Genomic DNA, 20,020 nt, shown 5'->3' on the forward strand with positions numbered 1-20,020 from the left:
GAAGAAGGGCCGCCTCCGGAAGGAGACGGCCCGACCTTGCATTCGGATCGACAATCAACTGATCTTCTTGCGATAGATCGCGACGGCGGCGAGGTAGCCGACAACGAGGATGCCGACGAGCCAGGCCAGGGCGATCCAGATGTCGTTGCCGACCGGCTGCTCGGTGAACAGCGCGCGGATACTGTTCACGATCGACGTCACCGGCTGGTTCTCGGCGAACCAGGCCACCGGCCCAGGCATCGAGGCGGTGGGCACGAACGCGGAACTGATGAACGGGAGGAAAATCAACGGATAGCTGAATGCGCTCGCGCCGTCGACGGTCTTCGCCGCGAGGCCCGCGATCACCGCAAGCCAGGTGAGGGCAAGGGTGAATAGGGTCAGGATGCCAGCGATGGCCAACCAGGCACCGAAGGATGCCCCGGTACGAAATCCCATAGCGAACGCGACGCCAGTAACGATCGCGATCGAGAGCAGGTTCGAAACCAGGGATGTGAGCACGTGCGCCCACAACACGCTGGATCGGGCGATCGGCATCGACTGGAAGCGTTCGAGGATTCCGCCCTGCATGTCGAGGAACAGCCGGTACGCCGTATACGAGACGCCCATCGCGACCGTGATGAGCAGGATGCCGGGCAGCATGTAGTTGATATAAGACTCGTCCGAGCCAGTGTTGATCGCACCGCCCAGGACGTACACGAATAACAACATCAACGCGATCGGGGTGACAGCGGTCGTGATGATCGTGTCGGGGCTGCGAACGATATGAGTCAGGGACCGCCCGGTGAGAACTCGGGTGTCGCTGAGGAAGTGACTGGTCATTACAGTTCCTTTCCGCTGGATGCTGCGGTCGATGTCTCGCCGACGAGCGCGAGGAAGACGTCTTCGAGGGAGGGCTGCTTCTCGATGTACTCGACCTTCGCCGAGGGGAGGAGCTTCTTGAGTTCGGCGAGAGTGCCGTTCTGGATGATGGTGCCCTTATGCAGAATCGCGATCCGATCAGCGAGATGCTCCGCCTCATCGAGGTACTGCGTGGTGAGAAGCACCGTGGTTCCCGCCTTGGCGAGTTTCTTTATGGTCTGCCACACCTCGATGCGGGCCTGCGGGTCCAAACCGGTGGTGGGCTCGTCGAGGAAAATGATCGGCGGATTGCCGATCAGGCTCATCGCGATGTCAAGCCGACGCCGCATCCCACCCGAATATGTCGCGGCCTTGCGGGCACCGGCATCCGTGAGCGAGAACCGGGCAAGCATCTCATCTGCGATCTCTCCAGAGTTCTTCAAATGCCGCAGCTTCGCGACCAGGACAAGGTTCTCCCGGCCTGTGAGCACCTCATCGACTGCGGCGAACTGGCCCGTCAGACTGATCGACTGACGCACATCGTTCGGCGCTGCCGCGACGTTGAACCCATGAACGACTGCCGTACCCGCATCCGCCTTCAACAGCGTCGACAGGATCCGTACGAGGGTGGTCTTTCCGGCACCGTTCGAACCGAGAAGTGCAAAGATGCTGCCTGCCTGGACATCGAAATCGACGCCCCGCAGCACCTGCAGATCCTTGAAAGACTTCGTGACGCCCTGCACCCGGATCGCGGGCCCGCTTGACTTGTCGGTGATCATTTCTTCTCCTCCTCGTCTGCGCCGTTGATTGCCGCCGTGAGGCGTGCGCGCTCTTTGTCGATCCACCGCTTGCCCAGATACGCGCTGGCGAACGTCTCGGTGAACTCCACCGGATCGTCACCCACGATTTCGCGCACCGGCGTGCCGTCGACCGCGGCGCGCTCCCAGAGGTCGGCCAGGTCGGTGAGCATCGTCATGAGGGTCTCGCCGTCGGTGACGTTCCCGGAGTACATGAGGTACCGGTGCATCGCGTTGGCTGCCGTCGCATAGGGCTCGGGGAGCCCATCGATGCGGGCCTTGTCCTGCTTGTACTGCTTCTTCTGTTCGAGCGATCCAGTGAGCGCTTCGATCCACTTTGCTGCCATGATCATTTCCCTTCGTCGTATGTGTTCTGGTGGAGGTGTTCGATGCGTTCGGAGAGGAAGCTCCAGGTCTTCCAGAATTCTCCGAGCTGGGTGCGCCCGGTCCGATTGAGCGAATAGACCTTGCGGGGCGGCCCCTTCTCAGAGGGAACCTTCTTCACATCCACGAAGCCGCGTTGCTCGATGCGGACGAGCAGCGCGTACACAGTGCCTTCGACCACGTCGACGAAGCCTTCGTCGCGCAGCCGCGCCGTGATCTCGTACCCGTACGCGGGGCGCTCGGTCAGGATGGTGAGGACGATGCCCTCGAGAGTGCCCTTGAGCATCTCGGTAAGTTGACTTGCCATTGACTGCTCCCTTCTACTCGGTGTCACTGACTACCAGTAGAAAGTAACACTAAGTACCGGTACTTGGCAAGACTGAGTAGCAATATCTTCGAACGACCGCTCACACCGGGCATTCAGGCGGCACGGAGGCCACACATAGGGTCGATGATGCAGAATCGTTACTTTGCGCGTCCAGCCCCGAGGTCGCGCTTGCCGCCCCGAAGCGGCGCTGATAGCTATAAGGATCGTTACGTTCGTCATGCCCAAAACTCAGTTGCTCACACCCACCCGCCCGCGCACCACTGTCATCACCCTCGCCGTGGGAGCGGTTCTGGGGCTACTCGTCACTGCGGGAATCTCGGCTGCGGCCCCCGCCGTCGCCGCTTCGCCCGGACGCGCTGCGGTCGCCGACTCGGCGCAGCTCGGAGTGGGATTGGCCGAAGCTGAGTCGGCAGTTGCCACCGGCCGAACCGCATTGACGGATGCTGCGAAGGTCGTCCTGGACGCGAAGTCAGCCGAAGTTGATCTGGGCGCCGAGAGCATCGCGATTGAAACCACAGGCCTCCTGAGCGCGCTCGGCTCGCTCTCGCAGGACGATGTCGACACGATACTGCAGCGCCCCACCCTCACCGCCGACCTCGCCGCACAGACCGAGCTGGTGACAGCGCAGTCCGCCGCGCTACGCGGACGCATTGATGCCGCGATCGCACAACAGCAGGCTGAAGCAGCCGCCGCCGCGGCTCTCACCGCAGCGAACACACCCGACGGCGCCCGCAATGTTGCGCGGCAGATCGCTGCCGACCAGTACGGCTGGGGCGACGACCAGTTCTCCTGCCTGAACTCGCTGTGGAACAAGGAGTCAGGCTGGGACTACCAGGCGTACAACTCCGGCGGTGGAGCAACTGGCATCCCGCAGTCCCTCCCCGGCAACAAGATGGCCAGCTTCGGCGACGACTGGGCGACCAACGGAACCACGCAGATCCGCTGGGGCCTGGATTACATCCAGCGCGCCTACGGCGCACCCTGCTCGGCATGGGGTCACTCGCAGTCGGTGAACTGGTACTGAGCGGCGGCCAGGTTGTCAAGCGCCTGCCCACCAGCAGGGATAGCGGCGACACTGGGCATGTAGGTCACTACAAGATCGGCAGGATCACCGTCATACCGAAAGGCAGGACCATGCGCGCCGTACGCTACACGCAGTACAAGACATTCCCCACAATCGAAGAGGTAGAACGTCCCAAGCCCGGCCCCGGGGAGGTTCTGCTGAAGATCGCCGGTGCGGGAGCATGCCACTCTGACGTCGCCGTCTACAACGAAATGGATGAGGGCACTCCAGGAGCAATCCCGCCCGCCTTCACCCTGGGGCACGAGTCATCCGGCTGGATCGAAGAAGTCGGAGAAGGAGTCACCGGGTTCGCCAAGGGCGATGCGTACCTCGTCTACGGCCCCATCGGATGCAAGCACTGCAAGGCGTGCTCTCGCGGACAGGACACGTACTGCGAGAACGTCGCCGAGGTGGGCTACCTAGCGACCGGGCTCGGACGTGACGGCGGCATGGCTGAGTACATGACCGTGCCTGCCACGAACCTCATTCCGCTTGAGGATGCCGACCCCATCGACGCCGCACCACTCGCCGATGCGGGACTCACTCCGTACCACGCGATCAAACTCGCTCTTCCTGCGCTTCAGGCCGGAGGCAAGAGCGTCCTCGTCATTGGACTCGGTGGACTCGGCCTCATCGGCGTGCAGATCCTCAAGGCGCTCACAGGCGCGCAGGTCATTGCCACCGACATGAAGGAGTCTGCGATGCGTCGCGCCGAAGACTTCGGCGCAGTCACTGTGGCCGGAGGCGACGGCCAGGCCGAGCGCATTCGCGAGCTCACCGGCGGGAAGGGCGTCGATGCCGTCATCGACTTCGTGGGCATCACCCCGACGATCGCACTCGGTCAGTCGCTCATCCGCCAACAGGGGCGCCTTATCGTCGTCGGCATCGCGGGTGGCGTCGTGGAGTGGTCGTTCTTCACCAACCCGTACGAAGCAGCAATCCTCAACACCTACTGGGGCACGATTGAAGACCTCTATGAGGTGGTAGCCCTCTACCGTTCAGGGCAGATCCGTCCCGACGTCGAGCGTTTCACGATGGACGAAGCTCTCACTGCGTACGAGAAACTGCAAGCCGGCGAGATCTCCGGTCGAGCGGTCGTCGTTCCGCACGCCTGACACGATCGGCATCGCTCCCTTCCTTGCCTTGCGGCCAGGAGCGGTACCCCGCCTGGCTCAGTGCGCCTGGCGTGGGCTCAGCGCCGAGAGCATCCGCATCTTCTCGTGCGTCTCCGACCCCGGTGCCGCCGTGTAGACGAGCAGCCGATGCGACTGCATCGGATCAAGCAGCGTCTGGCATGCGAGGTCGAGCGTGCCGAGCTCGGGGTGAATGAAGTGCTTGGTCTCTCGCGGACGCAGCCCGACCTCCTGCCTGTCCCAGAGCGCGCGGAACTCGGCGCTCTGGGCGAGCAGAAGATCGGCATACTGACCTGCACGCGAGTCACGTCCGCGCCGCGAAACCGCTTCACGGAGCCCTGAGACCCACAGTCGGGAGAGGAACCCGTGATCCTCCGGTGCGTAGAGATCCCGCGTCCGCGGATCAGCGAACCACCGGAAGCCGATGCTGCGATGCGCCCCGCTGAGACCAACCAGGTCACCCGTGAGGGCGACGCCCAGCGGGGTCTGGCGCAGCGTCTCTCCCAGCTCTGTCACGATCTCGGCGGGGGTGTCCTGCAGGCGATCGAAGATGCGCAGCATCCCGGGACTGATGTGATCGCTCATCAGCCCGCGCGCTGGCGGCTGATGGCCCGCGAGACGGAACACGTGATCCCGCTCCTCGATCGACAGGTGCAGCCCCTGGGCGATCGAAGCGATCATCTGCGCTGAGGGCTGCGGTCCACTGCCCCGCTCCAGCCGGGCGTAGTAGTCGGGCGACATGTGACAGAGCACGGCGACTTCCTCGCGCCTGAGCCCTTCGGTCCGCCGACGCTGACCATGCGCAAGCCCGACGTCTTCCGGCTGCAGCGCGTCACGCCGGTGGCGGAGAAAGTCCGCCAGCCCTGCTTTGTCGATCACCATGTCTCGCCTTCCATCTGCATCGATCCTGGCACTCGGACACGATCGGTATCCACTGACTGAGAGGTCCTGGATGCCGGATGTAAGAACCCGCAGAGTGGAGGAAGTCAACGAAGGAGCACCGACATGCCACGCAGGACCATCGACATCACCATCCCCACGCTGACCGGCCGTCGCGCCGTCATCACCGGAGGCAGCGACGGCGTCGGGTTGCGGATCGCCACTCGTCTCGCTCGGGTGGGTGCTGAACTCGTCCTCCCCGTGCGCAACGCAAGCAAGGGTGAGGCAGCCGCCGACGGCATCCGGCGGCTCGTCCCGGACGCAAAGATCGCGCTGCTGCCCTTGGATCTGTCATCGCTTGAATCGGTGGCTTCTCTGGGCGAGACTATGCGTGCTGACGGACGACCGGTTCACATGCTCATCAACAACGCCGGCGTAATGACTCCACCCGAGCGGCAGACGACGGCTGACGGGTTCGAACTGCAGTTCGGCACCAACCATCTCGGCCATTTCGCGCTTGTCGCACACCTGCTGCCGCTGCTGCGCGCCGGCCACGCACGTGTCACCTCGCAGATCAGCGTGGCTGCGAACCAGGGGTCAATCAACTGGGCGGATCTGAACTGGGAGAATTCCTACGACGGGATGCGCTCCTACAGCCAGTCGAAGATCGCCTTCGGGCTCTTCGGACTCGAACTCGACCGACGAAGTGCTGTCGCGGGTTGGGGCATCACCAGCAACCTCTCTCATCCGGGCATCGCGCCAACCAGCTTGCTCTCCGCCCGTGCTGAAATCGGACGAAGCGAAGACACTCTGGGCGTCAAGGTGATCCGCTGGGCCTCAGCACGCGGGCTGGTCGTCGGGACGCCGGAAACCGCCGCGCTCGCTGCGCTGGCTGCCGTCACCGCGCCGGATACCGGCCGCCGTCGCCTGTACGGGCCGAGCGGGATCGGCCAAATGGGCGGCGCGCCAGCCGAGCAGAAGCTCTATTCCCGGCTGCGCGGCGAAGAAGAGGCTGCGCGAGTATGGAAGATCTCGGAGGAGCTGGTCGCGGTAACGGTCGCCCCGTAGCGAGTCGTCACCGGTACCATCACGGGAGTCATCATTCCCGGATCAGGAGGCGCCCAACTATGACGACCGATACGAATCTGCTGCCGGACGGCGCGAACATCGAACGGCTCGCGACCGGGGCGACCTGGAGCGAGGGCCCGCTGTGGATGCCCGCCGAGCGGGCAGTGCGGTGGAGCGACATCCACAACAACCGCATCATGCGCTGGGATGCGGCGACGGGCGCGGTCAGCGTGCACCGGGATGGCGTCGAGTTCACCAACGGTCGGATGCTCGACCGCGATGGCAGCGTCGTGCAGTGCTCTCACGGGATGCGTCGACTCGAACGGGAAGCACCCGACGGCACGGTGACGGAGATCGTCGACCACTGGGGCGAGCATCGATTGAACTCGCCGAACGATGTGGCGCTCGCGCCCGATGGCTCATACTGGTTCACCGATCCGGACTATGGCATCGTGCAACCGCAGGAGGGGCATCCCGGCGAGCGCGAGTACGGGGGCTGTCGGGTCTTCCGCTGGTCGAAGGAAGACGGCCTCACGTCGGTCATCGACGACATGGACCGCCCGAACGGACTGGCCTTCTCCCCCGACGGGCTCACCATATACGTGACGGACACTGGGTCCGGTCTGGATGACGGGCCAGGGCATTGGATCCGCGCGTATGACGTCGATGGTGCCCACGCACGAGGTGGCCGACACTTCGCCACGATCGAGGTCGGCCTTCCCGACGGCATCGCAGTCGACGTCGAAGGCCGCGTGTGGTCGTCAGCAGGCGACGGTATTCATGTCTTCGCGACCGATGGCGCAGAACTCCTGTTCGTCCCTGTGCCCGAAGTTGTCGCCAACGTGTGCTTCGGAGGAGACGACGGAACCGATCTGTTCATCACCGCGACGACGAGCCTCTACCGGCTTCGAACATCGACGCGTGCCGTTCGCTGAAGGACTGCACCGGTGCCGTCAACTCCGCACCCCGCTCACGAGATAACGTCGTCATGTGATCTCGGCTCTCTCGCCACAGACATCACTCGACAAGTGAGGCAAGTAGATGGTCAACGCTTTGGTAACCGGCGCCTCGCGCGGAATTGGACGGGCTACGGCAATCGCCCTGAGCCATCGCGGTGATCGCGTTGCGGTCCACTACGGCTCCAACCGTGCATCCGCGGAAGAGACTCTGAGCCTTCTGAGCGGTCAGGGACACCACCTCGTGAACGGGGACCTCACCGACCCCGAGATCGCACGAAACGTGCTGGATGAGAGCGTCCGTGCCCTCGGATCCGTGGACATCCTCGTGAACAACGCGGCGATGGCACCCAACGAAGCGAACTTTCACCGCGTCGACCAGACCGACTACGCCACATGGATACGCGCCTGGAGGCAGATGATCGACGTCAACCTCCTCGCCGCTGCCAACATGAGCTATCTCGTATCGAACGCGCTCATCGACGCAGGGAAGCCGGGAACGATCGTGAACATCGGCTCGCGCGGAGCAAACCGAGGCGAGCCCGACTACCCCGCGTACGGAGCGGCGAAAGCCGGACTGCACGCGCTCGGGCAGTCCCTGGCTGTGGCACTCGCGCCGCACCAGATCTCCGTCGTCAGCATCGCTCCCGGGTTCATCGGCACCGAACGACAGGAGTCGAAGCTCACGGGCGACGGCGGAGACGCGCTCAGAGCGCAAAGCCCGTTCGGTCGCGTCGGCACTCCGGATGAAGTGGCCGCAGCGGTCATCTACCTCACCTCACCGGGGGCGCAGTGGGCATCCGGCGCGGTCCTCGACCTCAACGGCGCGTCTCACCTTCGGTGACGCTGCCCCTGCCAGAAGCGAACAGTTGCCGAAGAATTCGAGCAGCCCCGTTCGGCAAAGCATCCGGTAGGCGACACCCCGACTAGCCTGGCGATATGGCCGCCAGGTACCGCGAGATCGCCGCTCAACTCGGGTTTCGCATCAATGAGCGCGAGTTCGCCATCGGGTCTTCGCTGCCGCCTGAAGCCGATCTGGCGACCGAGTTCGCCGTTTCTCGAGGCACTGTGCGCAGCGCCCTCGGTTCGCTCGCGCACAAGGGCCTCATCTCACCGATCAGAGGTCGAGGCTGGGTGATCCGGTCGATCTCGCAGATCCAGGGTTTCGGGCGGCTGATGGGCTTCGGGCAGTGGACGCGGAGTCGGGGAATGACTGCCGGCGGCAGCATCCTCGAGCGCACACGGGACCACCCGACCGCCGAGGAAGCGCGCGATCTGGGGGTGCCACTCAGGGACAAGGGCTTTCGAGTGCTGCGCGTCCGAACGCTCGATGCGCGGCCAGTGATGCTTGAGCGCAGTTATTTCCCGGAGTGGCTGGCTCCTCGCGTCGCTGCCCTGGCGGAAGACGTGCCGTCGATTGTCGTCTCCTTCGAGAGCACCGGCGTATCGGTTGCGCAAGGGCGTCATCTCATCGACGCGGTTGCGGCGAGCACCGTCGACGCCGACACGCTGGGGATCCGGCGCTCGAGCCCTCTGCTGCGGGTGCGCCATGTTGCGGTCACCGATGAGGGACTGCCCCTGTGGTCCAACGACGACCGCTACGTGCCCGGCACTGTCGTCTTCGAAGTGCTCGCCGCTTCGCAGGTCGCCCCGAGCGACGTCAAGTAGTCCTCGCCGCGTAAACGCGCCCAATGTGCACGCAGGTCTGACTTTTCTGGGTGAGATCGCGGATTCTTACGACGATTGCCACCTCGCGTTCACCCGCTCGTTGCCGCCTCCCGGTTCTTTGAGGTTGTCTCTGTCAACCCGTCTGCCGAAAGGTCACCATGCACGTAGACAGCACGAGGAATCGCAATACCTCCCGATTGCTCGCAGGGGTCCTCGCCCTGCCGCTCGCCGTCGGAGCACTCACTGCGGCGCCGTCGGTTGCGGCGGAGGCCGCAGAAGAACCACTCTCCCCGGCGGTTTCCTACGATTTTGACGGCGACCTGGCCGATGAATCGGGCAATCAGCAAGACGCAGAGCCGCGCAACGCGCATGATCCCGCGTACGCCGCAGGCGTCAACGGCCAGGCATTGTTGGTAACAAAGGGACAGAACTATGTCTCATTGCCTGTCGACGTGCAGCCGGGAGCATCTGGCATGACGGCCTCGTTCTGGTACAAGCAGGCCGAGAAATCATCGGATGGCTCGATCTTCAGCAACCAGAACTGGCGCACCGGCACCAACCCCGGAATCACGTTGGCGAATCAGGGCGCGAACACGGATCTCTACGCCTCATTCAACGGCAGCAGACAGTACGATCTCTTCGATCTCGCCGCGGGTGGCCTTGCTGCACTGCCCGAATGGAACCACATCACCGTTGTCATCGATCTCGACGGGCAGACGCAGTCGGTATACCGCAACGGGGAACTCGTGAATTCGCTTCCCAGCGGCGCGCGAACGCTCGACTCGGGCCTGCCCTTCCGAATTGGCTCCGACGGGTCCGGCGACATTCTCACCCCCTACCCCAACACGTGGATCACCGGCCTCTTCGATGATTTCGCGTTCTACGAAGTTCCGCTCGATGCCGAACAGGTGCGAACTGGTTTCCGCGCGGTGGCACCGGAGGGCACGATCCCGGAAGACGGCAGCGTCACGGTGCTCGCTGGCGCCAACGGCTCCGCGAAAGCGAATGTCGAATCGGCGGACGCCGGCGAGATGATCACGCTGATCGCCACACCCGATGCGGGCTATCACCTGCGCACATGGGAGGTCATGAGTCCGGCTGGACTGACCGTCACACGCAACACCTTCACCATGCCGTCCACGGGGTACGTGCAGGTGCGCCCGATCTTCGACCCGGATCTACCTGTGCCTGAGGTTCCCAACGGAACCAGCAACCAGAAGGTGCTCGTGGTGGGCGTCGATGGGCTGGCTTGGGATCAGATCCACCAGTTCGACACACCGAACCTCGACGCGATCCAGGCTGCCGGCCTCGCCGGAAGCTCTTACCTCTACGCACCCGAATACGCGAACACCGCCAGCTGGGCAGGCCACGCGAGTCAGCTCGCCGGCGTCTGGCCCGACAAGTCCGGAGTGCGGAACTATACGTTCGAGGGCCAGCAGTTCGACACCTATCCCGACTTCCTCACTCGCCTTGAACGCCTCAACCCTGACCTCTCCACCGTCGCCACTGCTGATTGGCTCGACCTGTTCAGCGGCGGCGTGCTGTCGGACGAGATCGACGCGCTGATGCCGGCGAACCCTGGTGGACCATACTCGGGCTACCCCGCAGGAGACGAAGCCGAAACCGTCGCAATGCAGCAGCTCCTTTCCGAGCAGAACCCGGATGCCGCCTACGTGTACTTCGGCTCGCCGGACGACCAGGGCCACTCCTTCGGCCGTGAGAGCGCCCAGTACCGGGTCGCCGTCGAGAGCACCGATGATCGAATCGGTCGCCTGGTCGAGGCAGTGCAGACGCGCCCCACATACGACGACGAGGAGTGGGTGATCATGGTTGCCCCCGATCATGGATTCGTCGGGCACGGACACGGCGGCCCCGAGCTGGATGAGCGTCGAGTGTTCGTTTACGCCATGGGAAGCGGCATCCCGAACCAGGTCATCGCCGAGCGCGATCCTGAGCTCGTTGACATCGCGGCAACCGTGATCGATCACATGGGCTTCCCTCTTGACTCGGCACTCGACGGATTACCGATCGGCACACCGTCGGATGATCCCTTCGACACGCTGAAGTCTGCGTTGCAGACGGCGGTCGACGAGACCGGCCCTGGCGCGGGCTACGCGGGTTGGACGAACGCCGCCCCCACCGACTGGTCGATCGACAACTCGGCAATGGGAGCAGATGGCATGACTGAGTGGCGCGGATGGAGCTTCGCCACTGACGTGTTCTGGACGGGGACGAACCAGTACGAGGATCGAGAGAACTTCGTTCGCGGTCGCGACGTCTGGGCGGTCGCTGACCCGGATGCCTGGGGAGAGAAGGACCACGCGGGCGGATTCGATTCCACGCTCACCTCTTCTTCGTACGATGTCACGAATGGGAAGACGGCAGCTGTGTCGTTTATGACCCAGTACCGTCCGGCAGACGGACAAACTGCGTCGGTCTCCGTCGCCTTCGACGGGGGCGAATCGACCCCGGTACTGGATCTGACCTCGGCCATCACCTCAGAGAGGATCTCTGCCGAGGTTCCGGTGCCCGCCGGCGCCACGACCATGACGGTATCCTGGCACCTGGCCGCGCCGACCGGTGGCTGGTTCTGGGCGATCGATGATCCTCAGGTCTACGTCGCCAAGAAACCGGTCATCGTGTCAACGCACAAAAACGGCATCAAGCCCGGCGCGAAGCTCACGGTCAACGAGGGCAGTTGGGCTGAGGGCGCAGAGTTCACCTATCAGTGGCTGTCCGATGGCGAGCCGATCGACGGCGCGACCAGTGAAGAATTCCATCTCACCGGTGCGTGGAAGAACCACGACATCACCGTGCAGGTGACCAGCACCACGGACGGGTCAACCCCAGTGATGCTCGAGTCGGAGGCGATACGCATCGATTGATCGGCAGCGAAGGCAGCACCGCATCTGGTCGACACCGCGTCTCGTTCCCTCGTGGGATGAGGCGCGGTGTCTCTCGTCGCCGCGGCATGCCTGGTCGTCTACTTCATCGTCGCCATCGCATTCCATATCTGCGGTGGGGATCACGTGTCGACGCGGTGGATCCCGAGGTCGGTGCGCCCCGGTGCGAACTCCTCGCGTAAAGCACGACCTGGACGATAGTCACCGCTCATCATCGTGCGATACGGGGTCGGAGTCTCCTCCGCCACACCGGCGATGCGATCAGTGAATCGCCTGATCTCACGCTCCACATCATCAGGACCCAGGTCATCGGCATCCGCGATTATGTGAAGCGGAAGTGGTTCGATGCCGGTGTAGAACAGCGTGCCGTGAGTAAGGGGGAAGAGAAGAGAATCAAGATCACCCGCGATCCCACGCGGCGCCACCGAGCGAAGGCCTTCGCCGAGCGATACGGAGATCAGGGCGCGCTTCCCGACAAGCACACCGTCACCGTATTTCCGCGGGATGCCAGTCGCGGGATCAAGCACATCGAATCCGAATCCAGACGCGAACACCCGATCGAACCACCCCTTGAGCGTCGCAGGCACCGAGTACCACCAGAGCGGGAACTGGAAGACGACAAGTTCAGCATCCAATAGCTTCTGCTGTTCGATACGGACATCCTCAGGAAGCTGCCCCTCCGCGTACGCATGTGCCCAACGTGTGAGGAAAGGTTCATCCGACTGCGCGAAACCACCCAGATCAGCACGGGTGAGAACAGGGTTGAACTCCATGGCGTAGAGGTCGCTCGTCACAACGTCGTGGGTGCGTTCGAGTGCGGCTCGCCCCGCTTCGAATAGTTGCCGGTTGAACGACCGTTCATCGGGATGCACGTAGACATAAAGCGCTTGTGGCCTTCTCGTAGACATGCAACGATCGAACCACCTACTCCATATTTTGTGAAGTATGCACTTTTCTGTCCTATACCGACTGTCTGGATAGTGTCGAAATGAGATCTTCCACCACACATGCCGCCTCCGTATGCCCCGTTGAGGTGACGGTGAGCATCGTCGGAGGGTCATGGAAGCTGACGATCATCCAGAAGCTTCTAGCCGGCACGCGCAGATTCGGCGAACTCCGTCGGGACATCGGCGACATCACCGACCGCGTGCTCACCCGTCAGTTGCGCGAACTGGAGTCCGACCATCTCGTGCATCGTGAAGTGTTCGCGCAGGTTCCGCCACGCGTCGAGTATTCACTCACTCCTCAAGGCCGCTCGTTGGAGCCGCTCGTCGAGATGATGGATCAGTGGGGTCAGCAGTGGACTGCCGACCACAAAGAAGGCGTCACACTCAACGCCGAGTGACCGGCTGCTGCAGCTCCGTCACCCAGTCGGACTGGTCATCCGAAACGGCTCGCACATACAGCTCGCGGCACGGGCCGGAATGCACCAGACCTCGAGCGAAGATCTCGGAGTGGATCGCCTGCCAGCTTTCGGCGATGTGCTCCATCGATCCGAGATGGATGCCGCAGACGGCGGCTTCCGCGGCCGGCATCTCGATGATCTCGAAGCCGTCCCGAGCGGGACCGTTATACGCGTACCCCACGATGATCTGGAGTCCGCCGTCGATCGTCTCGTACTGGGCGATCGGCGTCGTCAGCGACCCGCACTCATCGCCGATGACCTCTGAGACGGCATCGAAAGCTGGTCCCACGAAGCCTGCAACGTCGGGTTGATCGGCGACGACAGTGCGACGGGCTGCGAGGCGGACAGCGGGCAGGGGCTTCTCGATGATTTCAATGTGCGACATGTGATTCTCTTTCTCGATGAGGTGAAGCCGCCGTTCCACGTCAACGAGTCTGCCAGCGGCAATTCGATGCTCCTGCTCGACCTCGGCACGCCGAATTCGCAACAGCGCAGCGATGCGATCCGCGTCAACTCCCTGGTTGAGAATCGATGAGATGTCATCGAGACCGAACCCGAGTTGACGCAGCGCGACGATCCGATGCAGTCGTTCCAGCTGCGATGGGTCATAAGAGCGATAACCACTGAACTCGTCCACGTGAGCCGGTACGAGCAGACCTGCGGTGTCCCAATGCCGAAGCATCCGATGAGTCACCTGGCCGATCTGCGCGAAAGCTCCGATGGATAACATGTCTCAGTTCTCCCGCCTGCCACAGTGTCAGGGTCAAGTATCGCGTGATCGGTTCGGACCTTTGCTCAGCGCTTCACACCCAACTGGGCGAGGGCGGGTTCCACACCGCTGACCTCGATCGACCAGTCTGGACGCACGAACGCAGCCTTTTCAAGGCGCACACGCTGCTCGTCGACGGGCTCGCCCTGCCGCGGCGCGACCCGAGTGATGCCGTTCAGCTCGTAGCCGAGTTTTTTCGACACCTTCAGGGATGCCTCGTTCCAGCTCGCAGCACCGGATTCAGCCCATTCCGCTCCGAGCACATCGAACGCGAACAGCAACAACGCGGCGCGCATCTCGGTTCCCAGACCTTTACCGTGCACCCGCTGGGTGAGCCAGGATCCGGTGTTCACCGTGCGCCGGTCGGTGAAGTCGTGGGCAGAGAGATCCTGCGACCCGACAACGCGACCCTCGAAGTGGACGCCGAAGGCGACGTTCCAGTGTCGCTCCGAGACGCGGTTGCGCAGACTCCACTGGAATGTCGCGAGGTTCCTCGGCAGGTCACGGGGATCGGCGTCGGTCCACGGCACACTGAATGGCGTCCGTTCAGGATCATGCACACCGTCAAGAGCCGCCTGCGCGAGCTCTGGCAGGTCGATGTCTCTGATCGGTCGCAGTACCAGCCTCGGAGTGCTGATCTCGAGTCCGAACAGCGGCCAGATGTCTTCCAATTCCATTCCGTGACGCTATCCCACGTTGCGGATACGTGCTTCCTCGATCAGCCACCTGGTGAGCTCTGCGGAGAGCGCCGCGGGAGCATCGAGTTGGATCAGGTGCCCAGCGTTCTGGATGAGCGCGACCGATGCGTGCGGGATCGCGTGTCGAAGCCGAGCCGCTCGATCAGCCGGGATCCAGGTGTCCTCGGCGCCCCAGATGATGTGCACTGGTTCGGTAAGAGTGCCGTACTTCGGCTCGATCTCGTCGGTGAAGCGTTCGTCAGCTTGCGAGATCTGGCGATAGAACGCGGCTTGTCCCGCTTCATCCAGCCACGGCTCCACAAGCATGGCGAGGTCATCGTCGCGCAGGCCTCGATGGCTCGCGCCGCGTATGTACGCGTCGATGGCACCGCGATGCACCGTCGGTGGCAATTGGGCGAAGACTTCGGCATGCTGCTTGACCAACGTAAAGAACGGCGAACCCCAGGGCGACACTGCTACGACGTCGACGAGACAGAGTGAGGCGAACTGAGCGCCATGCAGCAGCCGCGCGCGAAGGGCGACCGCGCCGCCGAAATCGTGGGCGATGATATGCGGCCGATCGAGCCCCCACTGCGTGAGCAGATGAGCGAACAGCTCACCCTGCGTACCGAGGTCGACCGCGTGCGCGGCGTCTTTGGACGAGGCACCGTAGCCGGGCATATCCCAGAGGTAGACCGTGAACCGCTGAGAGAGTGCTTCCGCGATGGGATGCCACAACGCTGACGACCACGGAGTGCCATGCAGGAATACGAGGGCTGGCCCTTCCCCTAGACGTTCCCAGGCAACGGATCGGCCACGCCAGCGCAGTTCTCGGGTGAGGTGCATTCGGGTCACGGTCCAATCATGCCTCCTGGCCAGATTCCCATGGCCGCCTTGACACCGAACACCCTCCGATGACATAGTTTGGTCACCGTTGGAAACGTTTACAGTACTCGAGGGAGAGCGCGTGGTCCGGGTCACCATCACTCAAGTCGCCGCGCATGCGGGCGTGTCCATCGCGTCTGCGTCACGGGCGCTGAACGGTCAGATCGCGAGCGCCGAGACGATCGCGAAAGTGCAGCGCGCGGCCGCAACACTTGGATACGTTGCCGATGCCACTGCGCGGTCGCTCAAGCTCGGCCGTACACACCAGCTCGCCTACGCCGTCGCTGACATCGGCAACCCGGTCTATGTCGAGATGATGACCGTGATCGAGCGTGTGGTGTCTGCGTCGGGATACCGCTTGGTTCTCTCGTCGACAGGAACGTCATCGTCGTCTGTTGACGTGGTGCGCGACCTCGGACGAGGCTACGTCGATGGGATGATCCTCTCGCCTCTGCGCGTCACCGACGAACTTCTCGCCGCTCTCGCGAAGACGCCCACGCCGATCGTCGTTCTCGGGCGTCTGCCCGACGGCGCGAGCCTCGACACCGTGCGAGCCGATTCAGTCACAGCGATGCGCCTCGTGGTGGATCACCTCGTCGGCGAGGGTCGACGCGATATCGCGTTCGTGAACGGCCCCAGCGACACGACGCCTGGTACCTTCCGCCGCGACGGTTTCGCCGCAGCTGTCACCGCTCATCCACTCGTTTCGACCCGTAGTGTCGACGCCGAGGACTTCACGATCGCTGCCGGGTACGCCGCCGCTCGCCGAGTCCTCGACAGTGACCATCGCCCCGACGCCATTGTCGCCGCCAACGATTTGATCGGCATCGGTGCGATTCGTGCTGCCGAAGACCTCGGGTTGACCGTTCCGGGCGACATCGCTGTGACCGGCATCGACAACACTGAACTCGCAGGAGTCATCCGCCCCGGCCTGACCAGCGTCGACCTCGGCGCCGAGGAGCGCGGTCGTGTCGCCGCAGAGCTTCTGCTCGCGCGCATCGCCGAACCATCGCGCGCCGCGCACACGGTCACCGTCGCACCCTCACTGGTCGTGCGCGGTTCATCCCTATCCCGTGCCCATGCACTGGGAGGGGCAGCATCCGCTCGTGACCTGAGCGCTGAAGCAATCGAACTCGATGAAGAGAGGACAGCCGGATGAGCAGCACAGCCACGAAACCCGCGCGGCAGACGAAGCGGATAGGTCATCGCGCTCGCGCGCAGCGCCGCGAGGCCGTAGCCCTCGTAATTCCGGCCCTCCTGCCGATTATCATCTTCTCCGTCATCCCGCTCGTCAGTGGTGTGGCACTCGGCTTCACGGATGCCACGCTCAAGCGGAACGCCGAGATCAACTTCATCGGCTTCGGCAACTTCATCGAGCTACTCGGCGATCACCGCTTCTGGGGATCCTTCGGCATCGGCATCGTCTGGGCCGGATCGGTCGCGCTACTCACTCTCGTCTGTGCAATGGGGCTCGCGCTGCTCCTCAACAGCGATCTGCGCCTGAAGGGGCTTACCCGGGTTCTGGCACTGATCCCCTGGGCCATGCCACCTGTGGTCATCGCCATCGTGTGGCGGATGATCTACAACCCGAACTCCGGGCCCCTCAATGGCGCACTCGAAGCTGTCGGGATCCCCGGAGTCAACTGGCTCGGCGACTTCTCGACCGCCTTGCCCGCAGTCATCGTCGTCGGCGTCTGGTCAGGTATCCCACAGACGACGGTGCTGCTACTGGCCGGCATGCAGTCGATCTCGACAGAGCAGCACGAAGCGGCGGCCGTCGACGGCGCTGGCGCCTTCCGCCGGTTCTGGCACATCACGCTCCCGGCGCTGCGCCCCATCATCTTCGCTGTGACCGCCCTCGACTTCATCTGGCAGTTCAACTCATTCGGGCTCATCTACGTGCTCACGGAGGGTGGGCCAGGCGGGCGCACGATGATCCCTCCGCTGTTCACCTACCTGGAGGCCTTCCGCAACCGTGAGATCGGGTACGCATCTGCGATGGGCGACGTGCTCGTCATCGCGATCATGCTGATCCTCGCGCTCTATCTCATCAATCAGTTCCGTCAGACGAAGGGAGCGCGCTCATGACCACGAAGCGCCCCTGGTACGCGACGGTACTGATGTACGTGGCACTCGCAGCGTTCCTGTTGTTCCTCGGATTCCCTCTGGTCTGGCTGCTGTCCGCATCGTTCAAGTCGTCGGGAGAGCTGAACTCTCTCGCCGTCAATCTGCTGCCAGCCAATTGGGACTTCAGCAACTACGGCGCTGCGCTCGAGAGGCAGAATCTCCTGCCTGCCGCGGGCAATTCGCTCCTGGTCTCGATCTCGACGATGGTGATCACGGTGCTGCTGTCCATGCCGATGGCCTATGCCCTCGCTCGACTGCGCGGCAAGCTTCGCGCGGCCGGAACGGTCTGGATCCTCACCAGTCAGGTCTTCCCGTCGATCCTGATCATCATCCCGCTGTTCCTGGTGCTCCGTTCGATCAACCTGAACGACACCCTGTTCGGCCTGATTCTCGTCTACGTCACCTTCACGCTGCCATTCACGCTCTGGATGCTGCAGGGCTACGTCGCGGCGATCCCGACCGAGCTCGAGGAAGCCGGCGAGATGGACGGCGCGTCAAGAATCACGATCCTCCGCACGATCGTCCTTCCGTTGCTGGCACCGGGGCTCGTCGCTACCGCGATGTTCACGTTCGTCTCGGCGTGGAACGAGTTCTTCCTCGCCCTCGTGCTGCTGCAGAGCCCCGAGCTCTACACGCTTCCGATCGCTCTGCGCTCATTCCTGGGCGCCGAAGGACAGACCCAGCTCGGCCCGCTGGCCGCAGGTGCGATCCTCGCGACGATCCCGTCGCTCATCATTTTCAGCATCCTGCAGAAGAAGCTGACCGGCGGAATGCTCGCCGGTGCTGTCAAGGGCTGAACCAGTTCACCAAGAAGAGATCACAGAAGAAAGGCGAGCAACATGAAGAGAATCCGAGGCATTGGCGCCATCGCATTCGCAGGCGTGGCAGTCCTAGCCCTGAGCGGATGCCAGCAGGGCAGCGCGACCGGAGGAGGCGACGACGGCGAAGGCGGTGCTATCACCCTCGAGTTCCAGTCGCTATCCGATCAGCCGGCGACGCAGGCCGCCGTGAAGTCGATCGTCGACGATTGGAACGCAGAGAACTCCGACGTTCAGGTCAAGATCATCCAGGCCGGGTGGGATGGCACCTTCGACAAGCTCATCACTCAATTCACGGGTGGAACCGCACCGGACATCATCCACTACGAGGCGAGTTCCATCGTCTCGTTCGCAGCGGACGGCTATCTCGCCGATCTGACGGACTACATCGATGATGACCTGAAGTCCGACATCTCCGACGGTATCTGGGAGTCCGTCACGCAGGACGGCGAGATCATCGCGTACCCATCGACGTTGCAGTCGTACATGGTGTTCGCCAACGCCGACCTTCTTGAAGCTGCCGGCGTCGAGATTCCCAGCGGCGACACGATGACGTGGGAGGAGCTGCAGGAGATCGCGAAGGCGACGACCACCGGCGACACTCACGGTCTCGGCTGGGGCCTGGCCTCGCCCACCGCGACGATGATGAGCCTCGCACTCGGCTTCGATGGCGGCTTCTTCTCCGGTGAGGGCGCGGACGCGTCAATCGAGGTCGGCGATGCCGAACTCGCCGTGCCGGAGCTCATCCACGAGATGGCGTACACCGACAAATCGATCCAACCCGTCTCCCTGACCCAGTCAGGTTCGGACGTGCTCGCGTCGTTCTACGGTGGGACGATCGCGATGACGGTGCAGGGCTCGTTCCAGGCGACGAACATCGCAGGCGACGCACCCGAGGGCTTCAACTGGGTGGCATTGCCGCCTCTCGAAGGCTCGGCCGGTGCCATCCAGGCAGCGAACCCGCAGACCTACTCGGTGAACATCGATTCCGAGCATGTCAAGGAGTCTGCGGACTTCCTCAACTTCCTCATGAGCGGCGACAACCTCGCCGAGATCGCCTATGCCGACGCGCTCATCCCGTCGTCCGACTCGGCACGCGCCGCGGTGGAAACGCTGGCGGCGGACAACCCCGCCTGGACGCAGGTGCTGGCATCTGGCGAGGGGCTCGTTGGCCCGCCGTTCCTCAAGGTGGAGAAGTACACCGAGTGGAAAGACACCATCGCGACGCCGGCCTTCCAGCAGTACCTGGCCGACCAGATCACCAGTGAGCAGCTGGCCACCCAGCTGTCCGACGGCTGGGCCGACATCGCCGGCTGATGACAT

At 63.4% G+C, this 20,020-nt stretch carries 21 protein-coding genes; 12 read left to right on the forward strand and 9 right to left on the reverse strand.

What is annotated here, in order from left to right; all coding sequences use genetic code 11:
• Window positions 1–54 precede the first annotated feature (54 nt).
• Genes AC1C2O_RS08790 through AC1C2O_RS08805 form a run of 4 tightly spaced genes read right to left on the reverse strand, consistent with a single transcriptional unit; the run spans window position 55 to window position 2,325 of the window.
• On the reverse strand, window positions 55–819 hold the full coding sequence (locus AC1C2O_RS08790; RefSeq protein ID WP_495430051.1) for an ABC transporter permease: 765 nt from the start codon (window positions 817–819) through the stop codon (window positions 55–57).
• Window positions 819–1,616, reverse strand: a complete 798-nt coding sequence (locus AC1C2O_RS08795) for an ABC transporter ATP-binding protein (RefSeq protein ID WP_495430052.1) — start codon at window positions 1,614–1,616, stop codon at window positions 819–821. Before AC1C2O_RS08795 ends, AC1C2O_RS08790 begins: the two co-directional genes overlap by 1 nt.
• On the reverse strand, window positions 1,613–1,981 hold the full coding sequence (locus tag AC1C2O_RS08800; protein WP_495430053.1) for a DUF1048 domain-containing protein: 369 nt from the start codon (window positions 1,979–1,981) through the stop codon (window positions 1,613–1,615). Before AC1C2O_RS08800 ends, AC1C2O_RS08795 begins: the two co-directional genes overlap by 4 nt.
• A gap of 2 nt (window positions 1,982–1,983) precedes the next feature.
• Window positions 1,984–2,325, reverse strand: coding sequence for a PadR family transcriptional regulator (locus AC1C2O_RS08805; RefSeq protein ID WP_495430054.1), 342 nt, complete (start codon window positions 2,323–2,325; stop codon window positions 1,984–1,986).
• 238 nt (window positions 2,326–2,563) lie between these two features.
• On the opposite strand from AC1C2O_RS08805, the gene AC1C2O_RS08810 reads away from it, so the two are divergent.
• Complete coding sequence (locus tag AC1C2O_RS08810; protein ID WP_495430055.1) at window positions 2,564–3,370, forward strand: aggregation-promoting factor C-terminal-like domain-containing protein; 807 nt, start codon at window positions 2,564–2,566, stop codon at window positions 3,368–3,370.
• Between the two features lie 110 nt (window positions 3,371–3,480).
• Window positions 3,481–4,524 carry an NAD(P)-dependent alcohol dehydrogenase gene (locus AC1C2O_RS08815; RefSeq protein WP_495431711.1) on the forward strand — a complete coding sequence of 348 codons (1,044 nt, stop codon included), beginning with the start codon at window positions 3,481–3,483 and terminating at the stop codon, window positions 4,522–4,524.
• Between the two features lie 57 nt (window positions 4,525–4,581).
• Here the strand turns inward: AC1C2O_RS08815 and AC1C2O_RS08820 are convergent, their stop codons facing one another.
• Window positions 4,582–5,424 carry a helix-turn-helix transcriptional regulator gene (locus tag AC1C2O_RS08820; RefSeq protein WP_495430056.1) on the reverse strand — a complete coding sequence of 281 codons (843 nt, stop codon included), beginning with the start codon at window positions 5,422–5,424 and terminating at the stop codon, window positions 4,582–4,584.
• Between the two features lie 123 nt (window positions 5,425–5,547).
• Between AC1C2O_RS08820 and AC1C2O_RS08825 the strand changes: the two genes are divergently transcribed.
• The 5 genes from AC1C2O_RS08825 (at window position 5,548) to AC1C2O_RS08845 (ending at window position 11,998) form a co-directional block, all read left to right on the forward strand.
• Window positions 5,548–6,489, forward strand: coding sequence for an SDR family oxidoreductase (locus tag AC1C2O_RS08825; protein WP_495430057.1), 942 nt, complete (start codon window positions 5,548–5,550; stop codon window positions 6,487–6,489).
• 59 nt (window positions 6,490–6,548) lie between these two features.
• On the forward strand, window positions 6,549–7,424 hold the full coding sequence (locus AC1C2O_RS08830) for an SMP-30/gluconolactonase/LRE family protein (RefSeq protein ID WP_495430058.1): 876 nt from the start codon (window positions 6,549–6,551) through the stop codon (window positions 7,422–7,424).
• A gap of 106 nt (window positions 7,425–7,530) precedes the next feature.
• Window positions 7,531–8,289 carry an SDR family NAD(P)-dependent oxidoreductase gene (locus tag AC1C2O_RS08835; protein ID WP_495430059.1) on the forward strand — a complete coding sequence of 253 codons (759 nt, stop codon included), beginning with the start codon at window positions 7,531–7,533 and terminating at the stop codon, window positions 8,287–8,289.
• 95 nt (window positions 8,290–8,384) lie between these two features.
• Window positions 8,385–9,113, forward strand: a complete 729-nt coding sequence (locus AC1C2O_RS08840) for a GntR family transcriptional regulator (protein WP_495430060.1) — start codon at window positions 8,385–8,387, stop codon at window positions 9,111–9,113.
• A 158-nt stretch (window positions 9,114–9,271) separates the two neighbouring features.
• Window positions 9,272–11,998, forward strand: a complete 2,727-nt coding sequence (locus tag AC1C2O_RS08845; RefSeq protein ID WP_495430061.1) for an alkaline phosphatase family protein — start codon at window positions 9,272–9,274, stop codon at window positions 11,996–11,998.
• A 140-nt stretch (window positions 11,999–12,138) separates the two neighbouring features.
• On the opposite strand, the gene AC1C2O_RS08850 is transcribed toward AC1C2O_RS08845, so the two are convergent.
• Window positions 12,139–12,924 (reverse strand): NAD(P)H-dependent oxidoreductase, encoded by a 786-nt coding sequence (locus tag AC1C2O_RS08850; RefSeq protein ID WP_495430062.1) that lies wholly within the window; start codon window positions 12,922–12,924, stop codon window positions 12,139–12,141.
• Window positions 12,925–13,004: 80 nt separating this feature from the next.
• Between AC1C2O_RS08850 and AC1C2O_RS08855 the strand changes: the two genes are divergently transcribed.
• Window positions 13,005–13,361, forward strand: a complete 357-nt coding sequence (locus AC1C2O_RS08855) for a winged helix-turn-helix transcriptional regulator (protein WP_495430063.1) — start codon at window positions 13,005–13,007, stop codon at window positions 13,359–13,361.
• On the opposite strand, the gene AC1C2O_RS08860 is transcribed toward AC1C2O_RS08855, so the two are convergent.
• The 3 genes from AC1C2O_RS08860 to AC1C2O_RS08870 form a co-directional block, all read right to left on the reverse strand.
• The gene (locus tag AC1C2O_RS08860) at window positions 13,348–14,151 is read right to left on the reverse strand and encodes a MerR family transcriptional regulator (RefSeq protein WP_495430064.1); all 804 of its coding nucleotides are present in this window, start codon (window positions 14,149–14,151) and stop codon (window positions 13,348–13,350) included. The genes AC1C2O_RS08855 and AC1C2O_RS08860 overlap by 14 nt on opposite strands.
• Window positions 14,152–14,216: 65 nt before the next feature.
• Entirely contained in the window at window positions 14,217–14,867 is a 651-nt protein-coding gene (locus AC1C2O_RS08865; protein WP_495430065.1) for a GNAT family N-acetyltransferase, read from the reverse strand.
• A 9-nt stretch (window positions 14,868–14,876) separates the two neighbouring features.
• Complete coding sequence (locus tag AC1C2O_RS08870; RefSeq protein WP_495431712.1) at window positions 14,877–15,713, reverse strand: alpha/beta fold hydrolase; 837 nt, start codon at window positions 15,711–15,713, stop codon at window positions 14,877–14,879.
• A 121-nt stretch (window positions 15,714–15,834) separates the two neighbouring features.
• Between AC1C2O_RS08870 and AC1C2O_RS08875 the strand changes: the two genes are divergently transcribed.
• Genes AC1C2O_RS08875 through AC1C2O_RS08890 form a run of 4 tightly spaced genes read left to right on the forward strand, consistent with a single transcriptional unit; the run spans window position 15,835 to window position 20,014 of the window.
• Window positions 15,835–16,911 (forward strand): LacI family DNA-binding transcriptional regulator, encoded by a 1,077-nt coding sequence (locus AC1C2O_RS08875; protein WP_495430066.1) that lies wholly within the window; start codon window positions 15,835–15,837, stop codon window positions 16,909–16,911.
• Window positions 16,908–17,840, forward strand: coding sequence for a carbohydrate ABC transporter permease (locus AC1C2O_RS08880; protein ID WP_495430067.1), 933 nt, complete (start codon window positions 16,908–16,910; stop codon window positions 17,838–17,840). Before AC1C2O_RS08875 ends, AC1C2O_RS08880 begins: the two co-directional genes overlap by 4 nt.
• Window positions 17,837–18,676 carry a carbohydrate ABC transporter permease gene (locus AC1C2O_RS08885; RefSeq protein ID WP_495430068.1) on the forward strand — a complete coding sequence of 280 codons (840 nt, stop codon included), beginning with the start codon at window positions 17,837–17,839 and terminating at the stop codon, window positions 18,674–18,676. The genes AC1C2O_RS08880 and AC1C2O_RS08885 overlap by 4 nt, the downstream gene beginning before the upstream one ends.
• Window positions 18,677–18,718: 42 nt before the next feature.
• Window positions 18,719–20,014, forward strand: coding sequence for an ABC transporter substrate-binding protein (locus AC1C2O_RS08890; RefSeq protein ID WP_495430069.1), 1,296 nt, complete (start codon window positions 18,719–18,721; stop codon window positions 20,012–20,014).
• The last annotated feature ends 6 nt before the right edge of the window (window positions 20,015–20,020 follow it).

The organism is Microbacterium sp. Y355, assembly GCF_059445345.1.

Coding starts and splice junctions, on each gene's coding strand:
- AC1C2O_RS08790 (WP_495430051.1), bottom strand. CDS start 819: ATGACCAGTCACTTCCTCAGCGACACCCGAGTTCTCACCGGGCGGTCC.
- AC1C2O_RS08795 (WP_495430052.1), bottom strand. CDS start 1,616: ATGATCACCGACAAGTCAAGCGGGCCCGCGATCCGGGTGCAGGGCGTC.
- AC1C2O_RS08800 (WP_495430053.1), bottom strand. CDS start 1,981: ATGGCAGCAAAGTGGATCGAAGCGCTCACTGGATCGCTCGAACAGAAG.
- AC1C2O_RS08805 (WP_495430054.1), bottom strand. CDS start 2,325: ATGGCAAGTCAACTTACCGAGATGCTCAAGGGCACTCTCGAGGGCATC.
- AC1C2O_RS08810 (WP_495430055.1), top strand. CDS start 2,564: ATGCCCAAAACTCAGTTGCTCACACCCACCCGCCCGCGCACCACTGTC.
- AC1C2O_RS08815 (WP_495431711.1), top strand. CDS start 3,481: ATGCGCGCCGTACGCTACACGCAGTACAAGACATTCCCCACAATCGAA.
- AC1C2O_RS08820 (WP_495430056.1), bottom strand. CDS start 5,424: ATGGTGATCGACAAAGCAGGGCTGGCGGACTTTCTCCGCCACCGGCGT.
- AC1C2O_RS08825 (WP_495430057.1), top strand. CDS start 5,548: ATGCCACGCAGGACCATCGACATCACCATCCCCACGCTGACCGGCCGT.
- AC1C2O_RS08830 (WP_495430058.1), top strand. CDS start 6,549: ATGACGACCGATACGAATCTGCTGCCGGACGGCGCGAACATCGAACGG.
- AC1C2O_RS08835 (WP_495430059.1), top strand. CDS start 7,531: ATGGTCAACGCTTTGGTAACCGGCGCCTCGCGCGGAATTGGACGGGCT.
- AC1C2O_RS08840 (WP_495430060.1), top strand. CDS start 8,385: ATGGCCGCCAGGTACCGCGAGATCGCCGCTCAACTCGGGTTTCGCATC.
- AC1C2O_RS08845 (WP_495430061.1), top strand. CDS start 9,272: ATGCACGTAGACAGCACGAGGAATCGCAATACCTCCCGATTGCTCGCA.
- AC1C2O_RS08850 (WP_495430062.1), bottom strand. CDS start 12,924: ATGTCTACGAGAAGGCCACAAGCGCTTTATGTCTACGTGCATCCCGAT.
- AC1C2O_RS08855 (WP_495430063.1), top strand. CDS start 13,005: ATGAGATCTTCCACCACACATGCCGCCTCCGTATGCCCCGTTGAGGTG.
- AC1C2O_RS08860 (WP_495430064.1), bottom strand. CDS start 14,151: ATGTTATCCATCGGAGCTTTCGCGCAGATCGGCCAGGTGACTCATCGG.
- AC1C2O_RS08865 (WP_495430065.1), bottom strand. CDS start 14,867: ATGGAATTGGAAGACATCTGGCCGCTGTTCGGACTCGAGATCAGCACT.
- AC1C2O_RS08870 (WP_495431712.1), bottom strand. CDS start 15,713: ATGCACCTCACCCGAGAACTGCGCTGGCGTGGCCGATCCGTTGCCTGG.
- AC1C2O_RS08880 (WP_495430067.1), top strand. CDS start 16,908: ATGAGCAGCACAGCCACGAAACCCGCGCGGCAGACGAAGCGGATAGGT.
- AC1C2O_RS08885 (WP_495430068.1), top strand. CDS start 17,837: ATGACCACGAAGCGCCCCTGGTACGCGACGGTACTGATGTACGTGGCA.
- AC1C2O_RS08890 (WP_495430069.1), top strand. CDS start 18,719: ATGAAGAGAATCCGAGGCATTGGCGCCATCGCATTCGCAGGCGTGGCA.